At 55.6% G+C, this 15091-nt stretch carries 12 protein-coding genes; 5 read left to right on the top strand and 7 right to left on the bottom strand.

Translation table 11 applies throughout. From position 1 onward, the window contains the following. Positions 1–323 precede the first annotated feature (323 nt). The 4 genes from JK199_RS07895 to JK199_RS07880 all read left to right on the top strand — a co-directional run bounded on the left by JK199_RS07895 (position 324) and on the right by JK199_RS07880 (position 4392). Positions 324–848 (top strand): DUF523 domain-containing protein, encoded by a 525-nt coding sequence (locus JK199_RS07895; protein ID WP_212375025.1) that lies wholly within the window; start codon positions 324–326, stop codon positions 846–848. A 440-nt stretch (positions 849–1288) separates the two neighbouring features. Then, positions 1289–2272 (top strand): DUF1852 domain-containing protein, encoded by a 984-nt coding sequence (locus JK199_RS07890; protein ID WP_212375023.1) that lies wholly within the window; start codon positions 1289–1291, stop codon positions 2270–2272. Positions 2273–2315: 43 nt separating this feature from the next. After that, positions 2316–3344 (top strand): methionine synthase, encoded by a 1029-nt coding sequence (locus JK199_RS07885; protein WP_212375021.1) that lies wholly within the window; start codon positions 2316–2318, stop codon positions 3342–3344. A gap of 130 nt (positions 3345–3474) precedes the next feature. After that, positions 3475–4392: a LysR family transcriptional regulator gene (locus tag JK199_RS07880; RefSeq protein ID WP_212375019.1), complete on the top strand. Its 918-nt coding sequence runs from the start codon at positions 3475–3477 to the stop codon at positions 4390–4392. A gap of 12 nt (positions 4393–4404) precedes the next feature. Here the strand turns inward: JK199_RS07880 and JK199_RS07875 are convergent, their stop codons facing one another. After that, positions 4405–5376 carry a quinone oxidoreductase family protein gene (locus JK199_RS07875; protein WP_212375017.1) on the bottom strand — a complete coding sequence of 324 codons (972 nt, stop codon included), beginning with the start codon at positions 5374–5376 and terminating at the stop codon, positions 4405–4407. Between the two features lie 673 nt (positions 5377–6049). On the opposite strand from JK199_RS07875, the gene JK199_RS07870 reads away from it, so the two are divergent. Then, positions 6050–6925: an arginase family protein gene (locus JK199_RS07870; RefSeq protein WP_342356303.1), complete on the top strand. Its 876-nt coding sequence runs from the start codon at positions 6050–6052 to the stop codon at positions 6923–6925. Positions 6926–6978: 53 nt separating this feature from the next. On the opposite strand, the gene JK199_RS07865 is transcribed toward JK199_RS07870, so the two are convergent. The 6 genes from JK199_RS07865 to cbiB form a co-directional block, all read right to left on the bottom strand. Beyond that, positions 6979–7869 carry a LysR family transcriptional regulator gene (locus tag JK199_RS07865; RefSeq protein ID WP_244984992.1) on the bottom strand — a complete coding sequence of 297 codons (891 nt, stop codon included), beginning with the start codon at positions 7867–7869 and terminating at the stop codon, positions 6979–6981. 137 nt (positions 7870–8006) lie between these two features. Next, a complete protein-coding gene (locus tag JK199_RS07860; RefSeq protein ID WP_237388844.1) occupies positions 8007–9293 on the bottom strand; it encodes an MFS transporter in 1287 nt (428 codons plus the stop codon). Positions 9294–9362: 69 nt separating this feature from the next. Beyond that, positions 9363–11054 (bottom strand): alpha-keto acid decarboxylase family protein, encoded by a 1692-nt coding sequence (locus JK199_RS07855; protein WP_212375015.1) that lies wholly within the window; start codon positions 11052–11054, stop codon positions 9363–9365. Positions 11055–11094: 40 nt separating this feature from the next. Beyond that, positions 11095–13008 (bottom strand): hypothetical protein, encoded by a 1914-nt coding sequence (locus JK199_RS07850; protein WP_342356302.1) that lies wholly within the window; start codon positions 13006–13008, stop codon positions 11095–11097. 377 nt (positions 13009–13385) lie between these two features. Continuing rightward, positions 13386–14024 carry a 5,6-dimethylbenzimidazole synthase gene (bluB, locus tag JK199_RS07845; protein WP_212375013.1) on the bottom strand — a complete coding sequence of 213 codons (639 nt, stop codon included), beginning with the start codon at positions 14022–14024 and terminating at the stop codon, positions 13386–13388. After that, positions 14021–15007, bottom strand: coding sequence for an adenosylcobinamide-phosphate synthase CbiB (gene cbiB / locus JK199_RS07840; RefSeq protein WP_212375180.1), 987 nt, complete (start codon positions 15005–15007; stop codon positions 14021–14023). The genes bluB and cbiB overlap by 4 nt, the downstream gene beginning before the upstream one ends. Positions 15008–15091: the final 84 nt, after the last annotated feature.

Here is a 15091-nt window from a genome sequence, read left to right as displayed (position 1 = left end):
TTCCCTCTTTAGTCCAGCCTATTATGGGCAATTTCAAGACCAGAGACGGGAATTGTGACTGCATAAAACCCCACGCTCCCCCAAAACTCGCGCGCGGAGCCGCGTTCCAGCCACATCCGGCCCCCGGTGCGGCCGAGCAAAAGCCCATAGTCTCTTTTTCGATACAAAGTGAAGGAGAAGGTAAAAATTCTAACATATTGAAAAAATAGAATATTTTAAAAAACCCGTAGCCGGAAGAGCTTTAAAAACCAGCAGCAGGGGTACCCCCGAACCCGTTTCTGACATAAAACAGAGACTTTACTGCCAGACAGGAAGCAAAGCCCGTGTCAGCCTCGAAAATTCTGATCAGCGCCTGTCTGCTGGGCCGTCCGGTCCGTTATAACGGCTCTGCAAAGACCGTTCAGCATCCCGCTCTGGCTGTCTGGCAGCAGGCTGGCCAGCTTGTGATAATCTGCCCGGAAGTCGCCGCCGGATTCAGTACGCCGCGTCCCCCTGCGGAAATTACACACGGCCAGTCCGGCTCCGACGTGCTGGCACACACCGCGCGCGTGCAGGATACAACCGGGGCGGACGTCACAGCCCAGTTTCTGACGGGAGCCAGAGCCGCTCTCACCCTTGCTCAGGACCATAACTGCCAGTTTGCCATTCTGACGGACGCCAGCCCCTCCTGCGGCAGCAACCATATTTATGACGGGTCATTTAAAGGCAAAAAACATCCCGGCATCGGTGTCACCACGGCCCTCCTTCGCGCTCATGGCGTGCAGGTTTTTGCAGAAACGGAAATTGACCAGTGCGTGCATTTTCTGAATCAAATTGAACAAAAAAGATTTTCCTCCCCGGGAAAATAGAATTCAAACAGAAAAAATATTTAATAAATGTCAATAAAATATAGAAATACGCATTTTTGTCTTAACAAATAACAAGCTCGGAAGCTTAATTCTGCCACCTGCCACCTGCCACCTGCCACCTGCCACCTGCCACCTGCCACCTGCATTTCAGGGGCTGTCCGGCTTGATTCAGGACGCCAGAGCAAGCTCGTGTGCCGGTTTCTTTCGTGCCGGAACGGTGAGCATTGCGGACGGGATCGGGATAAGCATGAACAAAATTCATGGTTCAATGAAATCAAATCATTTTTATTCAATGACTGGCTCAGGCATATATCCCGCACCGTTCCTAACATGACGACATGAAGAAAATTACAGGCTGAAAGACCAGAAGAGCGCGGGAGTATCCCAGCCCTTTTTGAAAAAGAGTCTGATTTTCCGGGTAATGAAGGCAAGATATCGCGATGATTACAGAGTCAAGCTTCAGTATTAAACGCGTTCGTTTTGATGAGGCTTATCATCCGCTCGATAAAACCCGCCTCACAACCAATTTCGCCAATCTGGCGCGCGGGGAAAGTCGTCAGGAAAACCTGCGGAATGTTCTCGGCATGATTGATCATCGTTTCAATGCCCTTGCCTGCTGGGATAATCCCAAAGGAAACCGCTACGCCGTTCAGCTTGATATTATCTCTGTCGAAATGGCAGTTGAAAACGCAGGGGGCCGTGACCTCTTCCCGCTGATCGAAGTTCTGAACACGACAATCCTTGATAAAAAGGAAGACAAAGATATTGCCGGGATCGTCGGGAACAATTTCTCTTCTTATGTGCGAGATTATGATTTCAGTGTTCTCTTGCCAGAGCATAACAAAGGCAAAGCGGATTTCAGCACGCCGAAGCATTTTGGAGACCTGCATGGAAACCTGTTTAAGTCTTTCATAAACTCTTCTGTTTACAAAGAAAGCTTTAGAAAACTTCCGGTTATATGCCTGAGCGTTTCAACCAACAAAACTTACCACCGGACTGAAAATGTTCATCCTGTGCTGGGGGCTGAATATCAACAGCCTGATTTTTCGTTAACGGATCAGTATTTCAGAAAAATGGGCATGCAGGTCCGGTATTTTATGCCGCCCGGCAGCGTCGCACCGCTGGCATTCTATTTTTTTGGTGATCTGCTGTCCGATTATACCCCTCTGGAACTGATCAGCACAATCAGCACAATGGAAGCATTCCAGAAAATCTACCGTCCTGAAATTTACAACGCCAATGCGGCAGCCCCGAAAGACTATCAGCCCAGCCTGCGGCATCAGGACTATTCCCTCACGCGCATTGTGTATGACCGTGAGGAACGTAGCCAGCTAGCCATTGCACAGGGTCAGTTTACAGAAGAGCACTTTATCAAACCTTACCATGCGCGCCTTGCGGAATGGTCCGCCAGTTTTGCGGACTGACCTTTCAAAAACACGTAGTTCTTAAAAACAAGGTCTTACTCTTATGAAAACACTTTTACCCACGTCCACGGCTGGCAGCTTGCCCAAACCCTCATGGCTGGCGCAGGCGGAAACGCTCTGGTCACCCTGGAAATTGCAGGGAGAGGCTCTGTCAGAAGGCAAGCAGGACGCGCTGCGTCTGTCTCTGGATGGTCAGGATCGGGCCGGGATTGATATTGTCAGTGATGGTGAGCAGACGCGCCAGCATTTCGTGACGACCTTTATTGAGCATCTCGGCGGCGTGGATTTTGAAGATCGTCAGACAGTCCGGATCAGAAACCGCTATGATGCCAGCGTCCCGATCGTCGTCGGTGCTGTCACGCGGGAAAAGCCTGTTTTTGTTGATGATGCCCGTTTCCTGCGCACACTGACAAAAAAACCGATCAAATGGGCACTCCCCGGCCCCATGACCATGATCGATACGCTGTATGACAATCACTATAAGAGCCGGGAAAAACTGGCGTGGGAATTCGCCAAAATCCTCAATCAGGAAGCCAGAGAACTGGAAGCCGCTGGTGTAGACATTATCCAGTTTGATGAACCCGCCTTTAACGTCTTTTTTGATGAAGTGAATGACTGGGGCATCGCAACACTGGAAAAGGCGATTGAGGGCCTTAAATGTGAAACAGCCGTGCATATCTGCTACGGTTACGGCATTAAGGCCAATATCGACTGGAAAAACTCCCTCGGTTCGGAATGGCGGCAGTATGAAGAAATTTTCCCAAAACTTCAGAAATCACATATCGATCTGATTTCACTGGAATGTCAGAACTCCCGTGTGCCGATGGATCTGATTGAACTGATTCGCGGGAAAAAGGTCATGGTCGGTGCCATTGACGTTGCAAACCGCACTATTGAAACTCCCGAGGAGGTTGCGAGCACTCTGCGCAAAGCTCTTCAGTTTGTGGATGCAGATAAACTTTACCCCTGTACCAACTGTGGCATGGCTCCGCTGCCGCGCACCGTCGCCAGAGGCAAGCTGAGCGCATTAACGGCAGGGGCGGCAATTGTCCGGAAAGAACTCTCGGCCTGAAGTGCGTAAATCAGGCACCTTTGCTGGCATCCGCCGGGCAGATTTTTGCGTCAGAAGACGGTTTTATAAAAATGTTCAGGAATGATATGGTGTCCTGAGACCTTGATAATCTGCCTTGACGGAGTGGGGTGTGGACGTTCTTGAGCGAAGCCATCTGAAAATCATTCAGGAAGTCGCCCGTGAAGGCTCCTTAACGGCCGCGGGCGCACGGCTGAATCTCACCCAGCCCGCCCTCAGCCATGCAATCCGGAAAATTGAAACCCGGCTTGGCGTAAAAATCTGGCGACGGGAAGGGCGCTCTCTCGTGCTGACGCAGGCGGGAACATGGTTGCTGGCCCTCGCCAACCGCCTGCTTCCACAGTTTGAACTGGCGGAAAGCCGGCTGGAGCAGTTTGCAAATGGGGAGCGTGGCACGCTGCGGATCGGCATGGAATGTCACCCCTGCTACCAGTGGCTTCTGAAAATTGTCTCTCCCTATCTGGATCGCTGGCCAAAGGTCGATGTCGATGTGCGGCAGAAGTTTCAGTTTGGTGGAATTGGTGCCCTGTTCAGTAATGAAATTGATATTCTGGTCACCCCTGATCCGCTGTATAAACCAGACCTCAACTTCACGCCGGTGTTTGATTATGAACTGGTTCTGGTCGTCGGGCCGGGGCACCCTCTGCGGGGGCAGACATATGTTGTGCCGGAACAGCTTGCCGGTGAGACCCTGATTACTTACCCCGTGCCCTCAGAACGGCTTGATATCTACACCCAGTTTCTGCAACCGGCAGGGATCGCACCACGGCAGCAGAAGCAGATAGAAACGACGGATATCATGCTGGTCATGGTAGCGCATGGCCGGGGCGTTGCCGCACTTCCCGGCTGGCTGGTAGAGGAATATGCTGCGCGTTTTGATCTTTATCCCGTAAAGCTGGGGAAAAACGGGATCATGAAGCAGATTTTCCTCGGCTGCCGTGAAACGGACGAGGAAATCCAGTATTTGCAGAATTTCATAGAATTTGCAGCCTCACCGTTCTTAACACAATCCCGCACGGAAACGCCCTGACTGCGTCAGGTCTTAGCAGCGCAAAAGGATGCTCCCCGTTGCGCGGCGTGAGGCAAGCCGGTCATACGCTGCTTCAAAATCGCTCAGGGGCCAGATGCTATCAATAGCCGGACGGACCTGACCGTTTACAATAAAACCGCGCAGAGCATCAAAAGCCTTCGTAACAGCCTCATCCGTTTCAAGCCAGGCATCATACCCCAGCAGACGTTTTTCATGAATAACAACGTCCGTCAGCGTAAGAGTGCTCTCTATCCCTCCCACAAACCCGATAGAAACAACTGCACCGCGCGGGCGGAGTGCGGCCATCAGATGCGGGAGCAGGCTGCCGCCCACCGGGTCAAACGCAAGATCAGCACCCTGACCGTTAGTTGCGTCTAAAACGGCGTCTTGAAATGTATGCTCTGAAAAAACAAGAACCGTTTTCACACCACTTTTTTGAGCAGCCTCAATCTTGCTGGCATGGGAGACAATGGCAATTGGAACAGCCCCAAGGCTGAAGGCCAGCTGGCTCAAGGCATGCCCGACAGAACCAGACGCTCCTGAAATCAGAACGGTCTGACCGGCTTTAACCTGCCCCACACGCGTCAGAGCCTGATACGCGGTGATAAAATTGATGGGGAGCGCTGCCCCTTCCTCCAGACTGAGTGTGTCAGGAAGAACAAAGAGCCGTTTATTTTCAACGCACACCCATTGCTGCTGCAACCCGTCCTGCGTAATGCCGAGTTCTCCACCCCCATAAATGGCAACCCGCGTGCCTGCTGGAAATACCGCGCTTTCTTCCACAGTGCCCGAGCCATCGTTGCTGAGTACAAGGGGCGGCTGCGCGACAGCAAGCACACCCTGCCGGATTTGCGCGGAAAGCGGATTGACCGTGGCGGCGTACATTTTCACCACACTATAACCGGGTTTCCCGACAGGCTTAGGCCGGTCTTCCAGACTCATCTGTGGGGCTGTGCCAAAGCGTGTTGCGACCAAAGCTTTCATGGTTATTCTTTGCTAATCGGTTTTTCTGAGTGTGCGCCGGGTGAAGAGTGTTCAGGTTCTGTCATAAAGCGGCGAGACGTTTTGAGGGGGCAAGACTGTTGACCTAAAGCCTCAGCTTTCGTGCTTCATGAATCATGATTTCAAAGTCTTAATTTCAAGGAATCAATTGGAAAATAAAAGAAAGATAAAGGATACGAAATAACAGAACTCTAGAAACGATTTGATAAATTTATGAGTTTGTAAGTTCCGCTCACGCACTATCTGTCAGCACAATTTTTTGAATCCTATGTAATCCTGAAAAAGCTCCTACATCAGGAAATCCACACGTATTATCAGGAGTCAGTGTTCCAGAACACTAAGACTCCTTCTTTGGGTTTCCGGAATCCTTTCGGACATCATCATGATGTCAGCCCTCTGATTCTCCCTTAATATAATAAAAAAGGATGCCATGACTATAGAGTGTTTCATCAAGATGATAATGAATATTTTTCAGGAATAGAGACCTATGAAATACAGATAATTCATGAAAAGATGATCAGGAATGAGAGCGTTGGCGCAGGCTCGTCTCTTGTGCGGCATAGCTGCATCGGGGTCTGATCAGACTGTTGCCTGATGATACAAAACCGCAAAAATATGCAGACGTTCTCTGGTCCGCTATTTCAGGAGAGAAACTGTGTCGAAGCAGGATAAAAACACACTCCGTCTGATTTTCCCGCAATGGCAGGGCGGTGATAATCCTCCTTATTATCTTGGGTCCCGGTTGCTGGCATGGCTCGCCCCTCCGGCAACTGGCCCGGTGGAAGAAGTGCCGGTTCCCGCTCCCACAGACACCCCCCTGCCGCTGGAACAGGATATGCGGGGCCGCACGGTTCTTGTGAAGCAGATCCGTGAAGCCCGCGCTCTTATTGAGCGGCATAATCCGCAGTCTCTTGTGGTTCTGGGTGGTGACTGTCTGGTATCTCTCGCCCCGTTTGCCTGGCTGGCGGAACAATACGGCGATAAGCTTGGTATTCTCTGGATTGATACGCATCCGGATGTCCAGACACCCGCCCAGTATAAAAACGCGCATGCGCATGTTCTGGGCGCGTTAATGGGGCATGGTGATCATGATCTGACAGATGCCGTCAAAAAACCTGTGCCCGCAAAAAACGTCATGATTGCCGGCATTCATGACCCGCTGCCGTATGAAGCACAGTTTATTGCCGAACATGGGATTCCCACCTGTTCCCCGCAGGAGGTGCGGGATGGTGCGCAGCCCGTCATGCGCTGGCTGAATGAGAGCGGAATTGAGGTTCTGGCAATCCACCTCGATCTGGACGTGCTGGACCCGCATAGTTTCCGCTCCCTTCTTTTTGCAAAGCCGGGACGTGGAAAGCATGATTTTGGGGATGTCGCAGAAGGAAAACTGACAATCCCAGATGTTTTAAAACTGATTGGGGAAGTCACGACAGAAAAACAGGTGGTCGGCATGACGATTGCCGAACATATGCCGTGGGATGCCCTTAACCTTCAGGAAATGCTCAAAAAACTGCCGCTGCTCGGCGCCTGAAGCGTTAGGCGTGCGTGCGGCTCATGGCTCGCTCAGCATGAGCCGCACGCAGCTTATTGCAGCTTCATTTCTTCAATAAAGAGAGAGAGCGGCATGGAATGTTGGTTATGGCGAGGGTGAAAAAGGTGAAACCCGACATGAGTCGGGCAGAATTTTTCCAGAACCGGAACCAGCGCGCCGGTCGTAATATGCGGCTCGGCAACAACTCGCGGGATATAGGCCAGCCCTATCCCGTCAAGGCAGGCATCACGGGTTGAAAACACACTATTGCAGGTAAACTGGCCATCCGGCTGGAATTTAATATTTTTCCCATTCTGCCGGAAAAGCCATTTGTAAATTTTTCCATAGGTTGGCAGCCGCACACCAATACAGTTATGCGCGGTCAGGGCATCCGGTTTTTTAGGGGCTGGATTTTCAGAAAAATAGGCGGGTGCGCCAACAACCACAAAATCTATGGCGGGAGAAATCGGCACGGACATCATGCCGTGCGAGACCATTTCTCCAAGTCTGACACCGGCATCAAACGATTCCTCAACAATATCGACAAGCTTGAGGTTGGCTGAAACCTCTACCCTTATATCCGGATATTTTTTCAGGAAGTCTGCCAGTCTGGGCCGCAGGAAGCAGGATAACGCTTCCTCTGTGACAGTAATCCGGAGCGTACCGCGTGGAACGCTCCGGAATTCATCCAGACTTGAAAGTCTGTTTTCTATTTCATCAAACAATGGCTGGATTGTGCTGAGCAGATATTCCCCCGCACTCGTCGGCACAACACGGCGCGTTGTTCTGGTCAGCAGGGTTACGCCTAAACGCTCTTCCAGCAGCCGCATGGTATGGCTCAGGGCAGAGGGTGTAACCCCGCGCCGGGCAGCCGCGCGCGTAAAACTTCTTTCCTGAGCCACCGCAAGAAAACTGAGCAGTTCATTAAAATTCTCGCGGGACATTCTGGAAAACCTGATCATTCTGAAGGTCGGGCAGCATAGCGCATCCCCGGCCTGCATGGCCAATTGTCCTTCGCCGCATAAAAAAAGCGCGGGCCCCGTAAGGTCCGCGCCTTTTTGTAAACCCGACTGGCAGAGGCTTATTTCTGCACAGCCCAGCCTGTTTCACGCAGGCGGAAAGCCAGCAGGATCGCCACAACAATGCCGATCACCAGCGGCAGGAAGGCCCGGTGGAAGACTTCCATGGAATCCCCGCCGCTGCCCATCAGGGCGGAGACCATGGGGGAGAGAACACCCGTCGTGCCAAACACGAGGAAGTTCATCACACCCGCAGCCGTACCCTTCACTTCCGGCGGATTGACTTCCTTCATGGCGGAGAAGGGGATCATGGCCGCACCCGAGGCAATGCCCATCACCAGCGCTACAGAATAGCGGGGCATCACGCCAACCGGCACATACAGTGCGCACAGGGCTGCTGCCAGCAGCACAACCGCGCCGCCAATCAGCACCGGCTTGCGGCGGCCGATCTTGTCAGAAATCCAGCCCAGCAGCGGGCAGCCAATCACCCAGCCAATCGGCACCATGGAGATGTCAGAGGCCGCAAACGCCATGGACACATGCTCACCCTTGTTAAGCATGGAAGCCCCCCAGCCCAGTGCGCCAATGGTTGTCGGCACAAACAGCAGCCCACCGATAATCCCGGCATACCAGCTCTGCGGGTTTCCAAAGATGATCTTGAACGGCCTGAGCAGGTTTTCCGTGGAGAGATGGCCGTGATGGGCGGAGCTGTCCCCGGAATCACGCGGCATGACAAACCATGTGGCAATGGCCAGACACACGCCAATCACCCCGAAGCCCAGCCACACGGTCTGCCAGGGCAGATGGAAGGACCCGGCAGGGTCAATCAGAATACGGGTGGGTTTGGAGCCAAACGCGGCCCCGGCCATGCCAAGGCACTGTGTCAGCCCCACAAACAGGGCCAGTGTGCGGGCGGGCAGATAACGTGCGGCGACGTAGGATGACCCCACAAACGCGCAGATGGCCCCCAGAGCCTGAATAACATACCCGCCAATCCCTGCGGCCACGCTGCCCTGTGCAAAAATCAGGCAGCCAACACTGGTCACGGCAATCCCCACCGGCATGGTGGCATGCGCGCCATAGCGGTCAAGCAGCACGCCTACGGCCAGAGCAGCCAGTGCATAAACAATGTAATAGGAGGCAATCATCAGCCCCAGATGGCTGTTGCCCCAGGCCTGCGTCAGCTCGTCCTGCATAATGCCGGGGGCTGAGCGGATGGCGTACTGATAGAAGTAGAACAGGGCGCAAAGAAACCACGCCAGCACATAAAGCGGCTGTATTTTCTGCGGCTGGCCTGCCGGCGCGCTTTGCGGCTGCGGGGCGGCGCTGGGTGTGTTGGAAGCCGACATTAAAAATCGCTTTTCAAAAAGGTGCAGGCTGTGCCCGTGCCTTGGCGGGGCACAGCCATGCAGGTTGACTTATTTTGCAGGCGGACGGCCGTTTGCCGTGGCCACATGGCGGCCCCAGGAAATCAGCTCGGACGTGCAGTCATCACGCGGGATCACACATTCAATCAGCGTCGGGCCTTCCTTATTGTCCAGCGCGACCTTTACGGCATCCGCCAGTTCACCCGCCGTTTTGGCGCGCAGACCAATGCCTTTGCCATCTTCAGCGTTAAATGCGCTGATGATGCCTGCGTAATCCCAGTTCTTGATGTTGTTGTACGGACCATCATGAATTTCAACTTCAATGGTGTAGCCCGCATTGTTGATCAGGAAGATGATCACCGGCAGTTTGCGGCGGATCATCTGGGCCACTTCCTGCGCTGTCAGCTGGAAGGAACCATCCCCCACCATCAGAATGGTGCGGCGTTCCGGAGCCCCCACAGCGTAACCAAAGGCGGCCGGGACAGACCAGCCAATATGGCCCCACTGCATTTCCAGTTCCACACGGGCCCCGCGCGGCAGTTTGGTGCGCATCACGTTAAACCAGCTATCCCCCGTTTCACCAAGAATGGTGGTGTCGGGCGTTACAAGGCTCTGCAACGTCTGCTGGATGTCAGCGCGGGTCAGCGTATCATCACCGGTGCCGGTGGTTTCAACCGTTTTACCGGTATGCACACGCTTGTACTGGACCAGCGTGGACTCCTTTTTCGGCTTGTTCTGGAAGTAGTCTGCCAGACCTTCCAGCAGTTCCTTCAGATGGATATTGTCGAAGGAGTAGCCGTGCAGTTTGGTGATGTTCTTGTCCAGAACAGCCACATTCGGGCCCTGCGGCCATGCCGTCCAGCCTTCGGTGGAGTAATCGTTAAAGATGGGGGCCAGCGCAATAATGCTGTCCGTCCAGTTGAAGATTTCATTCACACCCGGGGTAGAGGCGCTGCCCCAGTAGGTGCCAACGTAACCGGGGTGATCTTCCGGGAAGAAGCTTTTGGCAGCCGCCATGGTTGCCACAACGCAGCCCAGAGCATCAGCCAGTTTGACGGCGGCCTCTTCCGCACCGGCGGCGCGCAGGCGGCTGCCAACCAGAAGGGCGGGCTTTTCATGTTTTTCAATGAATTCCGCAACAGCTTTCACGGCGGCGTCCAGCGTGTCCTTGTTGGAAGCCGGGGCATCCAGAACAGCGCTGATGGGGCCGGGGGCGGCACAGGGCTGGGCAGAGACGTTACAGGCAATTTCAATATAAGCCGGTTTCTTCTCGCGCAGCGCGGTGCGGATGGCGTGGTCAATCTTTTCCGGTGCATCATCAGCGGATGTGATGGACACCGCAGCACAGGTCAGCTTTTCAGCAATCTGGAGCTGGTAGGAATAGTCCGTGGTGCCAATGGTGTGGTGCAGGATGTGCCCGCTGCCGTGATCATTGGAGTTCGGCGCACCGGAAATCAGGATAACCGGCAGGTTTTCCGCATAGGCGCCACCAATGGCGTTCAGGGCGGAGAGCGCACCCACGCTGAAGGTCACAACGGCGGCCCCGGCACCGTTTGCACGGGCATAGCCTTCGGCAGAGAAGCCGCAGTTCAGCTCGTTACAGCAATAGACCTGTTCACAGTCTTTATTCATCAGAAGCTGATCAAGCAGAACGAGGTTGTAATCCCCGGCAACTGCAAAATGGTGCTTCAGGCCGATCTGGGCAAGACGCTCAGCAAGGTAAGTACCAACTGTATAAGACATTGAGTTCTCTCTCCTTTGGCGAGTATTTTGCCACTCCATTTTACTGGAACGGCAAATATCGGAAGGTGACGTAAACCGTGTTGCCCGATGTTGTGGGGTAGACACTGTTGCCATTGCCATCATTGCCTCTGAAGGCAAACTTCCGGATATAAGTATATTGCAGGCCGCCCATCACGCTGCCGTAGCGGCCTTCTACAAAGTGCCACCAGCCCCCGGCGGTCAGGGATGCCAGCGTGCGGGTCTGGGCGTTACAGGTGCCGAATTCCACATCGCACCCGCCCAGATTGAGGTCATTCACCCCGTACCCATACTGCGCGCCATCCGCACCCATGTAGCGTTTACGCCCGGCTGTCTCGATCCCACCGTAGGTGTAAAGCAGCACAGAGGGGGTGGGGTGGCCGATAAGACCAAGTGAGCCCATCAGCTCCGGCACGGGGGACAAAGCGCCACGCGCATTGGGGGTGGTGTCCGGGATCAGGCTTGGCCCGTAACGGCCAATGCCTTCACCCGCTGTGACATTGCCCGCCATCTGGAGTTTTTTGGTGCCCAGAGGGACTGTCATGCCCGCCCCGACGCCACCGCCGAATGTGGTGTGTTTGCGGGTGGTGGTCATGCCCGGCTCCACCGCAAGGGAGCGGAACCAGCGCGCCAGACCAAACACTTCATAATGCCCGATGGACGTATCCACAGCGCCTTTGAGGATAATGTCCGGGGCCGGGTTGTAGGTATATTGCGCGCTCGGGTTCAGCAGCACGCCGCCGCTGTTGGCGTAATACACCCGCGCGCCCACTTTCTCCCCGTACGCTGCGGGCAGGGTGCCGCCGGAGGACAGTGCGGAGGAAAACGCAACCGTCGCCTGCGGGTCTTCCACAGACAGGCCCAGCCAGTATTTCTGGTGCCAGTCCTTGCCAATGCGGATCTGCGGGACGCGGGTAAAGGTAATACCGGGGATCTGGTTATTATCCGTCACCGCGGGCAACTGTTCCTGCCGGGGCAGGATGCCTTTGGCGTAGTTGGTGGCAAGGCTCCACGCCTGCCCCATCAGAATATGCAGGCCCCAGTCCTTCTGCGTGAAGGTAAAATAGCCCTGCCGCAGGCGGGGCGTATAACCGCTGATCTGCACACTGTTTGTGGTGCCCGCGGAGCCGCCAAAATCACTTTCCACATAGGCCTGCAACCGCACATCTTTGGAGGGGTTAGCCTCCATCAGCACAGACATACGGCTGAGCTGCGCGGACATGCGCTCTTCACTCAGCCCGTGGTTGGGGCTGTTGGCGTACGGGAAGTTATTCCAGGCCGTGGCGGGGCCACTGGTCATGTTGGAATCACGCCAGATGTTGGAAAATTCCACAAACCCGCCGAGCTTAACGGAAATGCCGCCAATGCTGAAAATAGGCGGCAGGCTGTCCACATCTGTCTGGGTAATGGAGGACGGGCTGGAGGATGTGAGGTCAATGGACGATCTGGACGGCGTCTGCTCCGGCTGCTGTGGCAACCATCGGAACCCGGCAAAACCGGAGCCACTGTTCAGTGCCGGCTGCCCGGCATCCCCGACCTGAACAGGCTCGCTCCCGCCGGAAAAATGAATCCCTGGATCAGCCGGACCATCGGTCCGCAGGCCGGACGGCACGCCGGAAAAATGGTCCTGCGTGGCGGTTGCGGTGCGTGCCCCGCTGTAAGAGGGCGTTCTGCTGGCGGCCACCGTATGGCGCGCCCCGCCCACAGCCCGCGCCGAGGCAGCCTGATGCCCGTTTTTGAGCGCCTGCCGGTGTTCAATCGCTTCCACCTGTGCGGCCAGCCTGCGCATCTGCTCCTTGATGGCGGCCAGTTCCTGTGCGTCATCAGCCCGCGCAAGGGAGGGTTCGCTCAGAACACAGGTAAGAGCCGTTCCGAGCAGAAGCCTGAAATCCAGCTTTCTGGTGTCGGAAAAGCCCGGGAACACAGGCGGTTTCACGCTAGATCCTCTGAAAATTATCAAACTTTGTTATAGATAGGCCTGTTTTCTGTGCAACAGGTAGAAGTCTCAATGATCCACATCAATATTACATAGGGTTAATTATATCAAATTGCGCCCGAAAATAATTCAGAACACAGGATTTATAAAAATAAAGTATATGCCGTGAGATCTTAAAATAAACTTTATAGTTTTCTGGTGCGCTGAAACTGCTGGAAAGAGGAAATAACTGCGTTCTTCAGACGATGTTCAGATTTATTTTTAAGAACCTGACAGAGAACGATTGATAGGAAAACATCATAAACCGTCAAAAAAGAGTCATGCCTGCCAGCACCTGTGCAGGACATTAAAAGAAAATTTCATAATGTGCGATGGCTTTAACGGGTGATCCATCGCCTGCGTGCCGGGTTGCGCTGTTCCCATCCCCGGCGTTCCAGTTCCGGTGTGTCGGCCTGTTCCGCCGGATAGCCCACGCACAGATAGGCCAGAAACTGCCAGTCCGGCGGCATGCAGAGTGTCCGGCTGGCTTCATCCGGTTCCAGAATGGACACCCACCCCAGCCCGACGCCCTCCGCCGTTGCCGCCAGCCAGAAGGTATGGATGGCCATCACGGCGGACCACACGGTGGTTTCTGGCATGGTGCCGCGCCCCAGCCCGCGCCCCTGTGCGGGGTTGGTGTCACAGAAGACGGCAATCTGGTGCGGCGCATCATCCAGCCCCGCCAGTTTCAGAGTGGCGTAGCGCCGGGCATCTTCCCCGCTGTGGCCGGTCAGGGCCTCCGTATTGCAGCGGGCAAAGTTTTCCCGGATGGCAGCCCGGCGGGCCGGAGCCTCCACCCGCACAAAGCGCCAGGGTTCGCTCAGCCCTACAGAGGGCGCAAGGCAGGCGGTTTCCAGCAGGCGCGTCAGCACGGCTTCGGGCACCGGGTCCGTGCGAAAGTGGCGCACGTCTCGCCGCCAGGTAAAAAGCTGGTCCAGAGATGCACGGAAAGCGGGGGGAAAAAGCGGGCCTGTCATGCCGGGATCATGAAGAGAAGTGCCCCCACCAGCAAGACCCCCACCAGAATAAGGCAGGCGCGCCGATACAGCACCAGCCCCCGATCCAGATCGGCTACGGTTGCGTCCGGCGTGCCGTCCCCCATCCACGCATCGTCCACCCGCACGCCTTTATACAGGCGCGGGCCAGCCAGCCGCAGCCGCAGCGCCCCGGCCATGGCGGCCTCCGGCCAGCCTGCGTTAGGGGAGCGGTGGCGTGGAGCATCCCGCCGCACGGCCGCCCGCGCCGCCGCACGGCGTTCTGCCGGGGCGGCCAGAATCAGGCACAACGCGGCAAGGCGGGAGGCTGGCAGATTCACCACATCATCCAGCTTCGCCGCAGCCCAGCCAAAGGCGGCATGGCGCGGGGTCAGGTGGCCAATCATGCTGTCCGCCGTATTGACGGCTTTATAAAATACCGCCCCGGGCAGGCCGAACAGCGCCGTCCAGAACAGGGGGGCCACCACGCCATCGGAAAAATTTTCGGCCAGACTTTCCAGTGCAGCCCGCACAATCCCGGCTTCATCCAGTGCGGCGGTGTCCCGCCCGACAATCTGCGCCACGGCCAGCCGCCCTCCGGCCAGCCCCCCCTGCCGCAGGCCGGTGCCCACGGCCCGCACATGCTCCCACAGGGATTTCTGCGCAACTAACGTACAGGCCGCCACGGCCTGCACGCCCAGCATGAGGGGCGCAGGCAGAACACGAGAGCCCAGATCCAGCACGGCTTCCGTCACCCAGAGCGGCACGCCTATAATCAGGATCAGCGCCAGAATCCCCATCATCCGGCGTTTCTGCTCAGAAAAATCCGGGCGGTTGAGGGCGGTGTCCAGCATGTCTATCAAGGCGCCGATCCACATCACCGGGTGCCCGATGGCAGGCAGCAGGGCAGGCGGATACCCGCAGGCCGCTTCCAGAACGGCGGCAAGGGCTGCTACGGGGAACGTGATGGAAAGAGGAAACACCATGCGGGCAGCAGACTCACTCAGCGGGCAGGCCGGAGCAGAACCGGCCAGAAACGTGCAGGAAAGCCAGCAGACTACCACGCCCGC

Source organism: Acetobacter persici, from assembly GCF_018256955.1.
Classification (GTDB): Bacteria; Pseudomonadota; Alphaproteobacteria; order Acetobacterales; family Acetobacteraceae; genus Acetobacter; species Acetobacter persici.
The sequence above is the reverse complement of the archived record's forward strand: the minus strand, read 5'-3'. Positions and strand labels throughout refer to the sequence as shown.